Raw genomic sequence first — 2817 nt, 5'->3', positions numbered from 1 at the left:
AGCTTGAGGCGCGCCCGGCGGGGACGGTGGCCCCGGCGGGCGCGCCTCAAGCTCCGGCGTGGGGAACACCGCCACCGGCGGCAACGGCGGAATGGGCGGTACCGGTGGCGACGGTGTGACCGGAGCCGTCGGCGGCGCCGGCGGCAACGGCGGCGCCGGCGGCCAGGGTGGATGGCTCTACGGCGCCGGCGGCCAGGGCGGCGGCGGCGCCAACGGCGGCGTCGGGGGTTCCGCCGCTGCCGGAACCACCGGCGGGACCGGCGGTGAGGGTGGTGACGCCAGCGTGGGCTTTCCCATCGACGATGGTCCGGCGTATGGCGGCTCCGGAGGTCCCGGTGGCGCCGGCGGTAACGGTGGAGTCGGCGGGCCCGGCGGCGCCGGCGGCAACGGCGGCGCCGGCGGCGGCGCTGGATTGTTCAGCCAGGCCGGCTCTGGAGGAGCGAATGGGGTTGGCGGCAGCGGCGGCGCTGGCGGCGGCAGCGGCGCCGGTGGCGCCGGCGGCGACGGCGGCCGCGGCTTTTCCATAGCACTGCACGGGCAGGCCGGCCCTGCCGGGCCGGACGGGCATCCGGGTTCGGCAGGTCTTGCCGGCGCCGACGGCCAGAGCGGGCCGAGGGGCGCCTCGCAGCTGCAGCAGCTGCTCGCACCGGTCAACGACCCGGCACAGGCTCTGGTGGGCCGGCCGCTGATCGGCAACGGCGCCAACGGCGGACCCGGAGAAGACGGCGGAGCCGGCGGGCTGTTGTTCGGCAACGGCGGCAACGGCGGAGCCGGCACCGCGTCCCACCCCGACGGCGGCAGTGGCGGATCGGCCGGGCTGTGGGGCAACGGCGGGGCCGGCGGCGCCGGCCTGGCCGGCGCGAGTGGCCGCACTGCCGGTAACGGCGGCAACGGCGGGGCCGGCGGCTGGTTGTATGGCGCCGGCGGAGCCGGCGGCAATGGCGGCATCGGTGCTCTCGGAATGAGCAATCAAGCCGGCGGCAACGGCGGCAATGGCGGTCACGGCGGCAGCGCCGGCATGTGGGGCAGCGGCGGTGCCGGCGGGCAAGCCGGCGGGGGCGGCGACGGCGGCGCCGGTGTCAATGCCCCGAGTGGTCAGGCGGCCGTCGGCAACGCCGGTACCGACAGCGCGTTCGGTCTCGGCGGACTCGGTGCTAGCGGCCAGGACGGGGACTACGGGCAGGCCGGTGGCGACGGCGGCGCCGGCGGCGCCCTCACCGGTGGCACCAGTCCATTCATTTCCGGCGGTACCGGCGGCACCGGTGGTACCGGCGGCGTCGGCGCGGCCGGCGGAAGCGGTGGCGTCGGCGGCGACGCCCAGATCAACGGCACCGGCTCGGGCACCGCCACCGGGGGTGCCGGCGGCGTCGGCGGCGTCGGCGGCGTCGGCGCGCCTGGCGCCGCTGGAGGTAATAGCGGCAACGGCGGCGCCGGGGGCCGCGGCGGGTGGCTATTCGGCAACGGCGGCGACGGTGGCGCCGGGGCCGATGGCGGTCTCGGCGGTACGGGCGCGGCCGGGTCGGCGGGTGGCGCCGGCGGTCAGGGCGGCAACTCCAGCGGTTATGGCGGCGCCGGGGGCCCGGGCGGCGCCGGTGGTCATGGTGGTGTCGGCGGCGCCGGCGGCGCCGGCGGCAATGGGGGTGCGGCCGGGGCCGGTGGGCTGCTCGGCCAGGCGGGTGCCGTGGGCACCCACGGCCTGGGCGGCAGCGGCGGCGTCGGCGGCACGGACGGTGGGGCAGGCGGCCCGGGTGGGGCCGGCGGCACCGGCGCCGACTCCACGGTCAACGGCCCGGCCGGTGTGACCGGCCCGGCCGGCGTCAGCGGCGCCGCCGGCGTATCCGGCGCCAACGGCCAGGACGGCTCGGCTCCGACCCCCGGCGGGCCGCTGCAGCAGGCGCTCGCCGCGGTCAACTCTCCGGCCCAGGACCTGTTGGGCCGCCCGCTGATCGGCAACGGTGCTAACGGCGGGCCCGGCGAGGACGGCGGCGACGGCGGCCTGTTGTACGGCAGCGGCGGCAACGGCGGAGCCGGCGACGCGACCCACCCCAACGGCGGCCATGGTGGGTCCGCCGGGCTCTGGGGCAACGGCGGCGCGGGCGGATCCGGCTTGGCGGGTAGCCCCGGCGGCAACGGCGGCAGCGGCGGCAACGGCGGCGTGCTGTTCGGATCTGGCGGCGCGGGCGGGGCCGGCGGGAACGGCACGGCCGCAACGGCCAGCCAGGCCGCCGGCGCCGGCGGTAACGGCGGGCACGGTGGCAGCGCTGGGATGTGGGGCACCGGCGGCGCCGGTGGAAAGGCCGGTACCGGCGGCGCCGGAGCCGCCGGTGTCAACTCGTCGAGCGGGCCGGCCACCCCGGGTCAGGCGGGTGCCAGCGGCACCGCCGGCATCGGCGGTATCGGCGGTACCGGCCAGGATGGTGTGTTCGGGCAGGGCGGAGGCAACGGCGGCTCAGGCGGCGCGGTCAACGCCACCACCTCGGTAGGCGTTTCCGCAGGAGCCGGCGGCACCGGCGGCACGGGCGGCGTCGGCGCCCCGGGCGGGAACGGCGGCGAGGGCGGTGAGGTCAAGACCGTCGGCGCGCTCATCTCGACCGCGGGCACCGGCGGGGCGGGCGGCGTCGGCGGTGTGGGCGCGTCGGGCAGCGACGGCGGCGCCGGCGGCAGCGGCGGGACCGGGGGGCATGGCGGCTGGCTGTTCGGTGACGGCGGCACCGGCGGCGCCGGTGCCAACGGCGGCGCCGGCGGGACCGGCGCTACCGGGGCCCGCGGCGGAGCGGGCGGGGACGGCGGTAGGGGCAACAACGCCGGGGCTTACGC

General features: G+C 79.6%; 1 protein-coding gene. It reads left to right on the top strand.

Features of this window, described 5'->3' with window-relative positions; genetic code table 11:
* Positions 1–58 precede the first annotated feature (58 nt).
* Positions 59–2817, top strand: a 2759-nt coding sequence (locus AWC27_RS32620; RefSeq protein ID WP_342744501.1) for a PGRS repeat-containing protein, incomplete at its 3' end; no start/stop codon positions are given.

It is taken from the genome of Mycobacterium szulgai, from assembly GCF_002116635.1.
GTDB classification, from domain to species: Bacteria; Actinomycetota; Actinomycetes; order Mycobacteriales; family Mycobacteriaceae; genus Mycobacterium; species Mycobacterium szulgai.
This window is presented reverse-complemented; position numbering and strand designations above follow the sequence as displayed.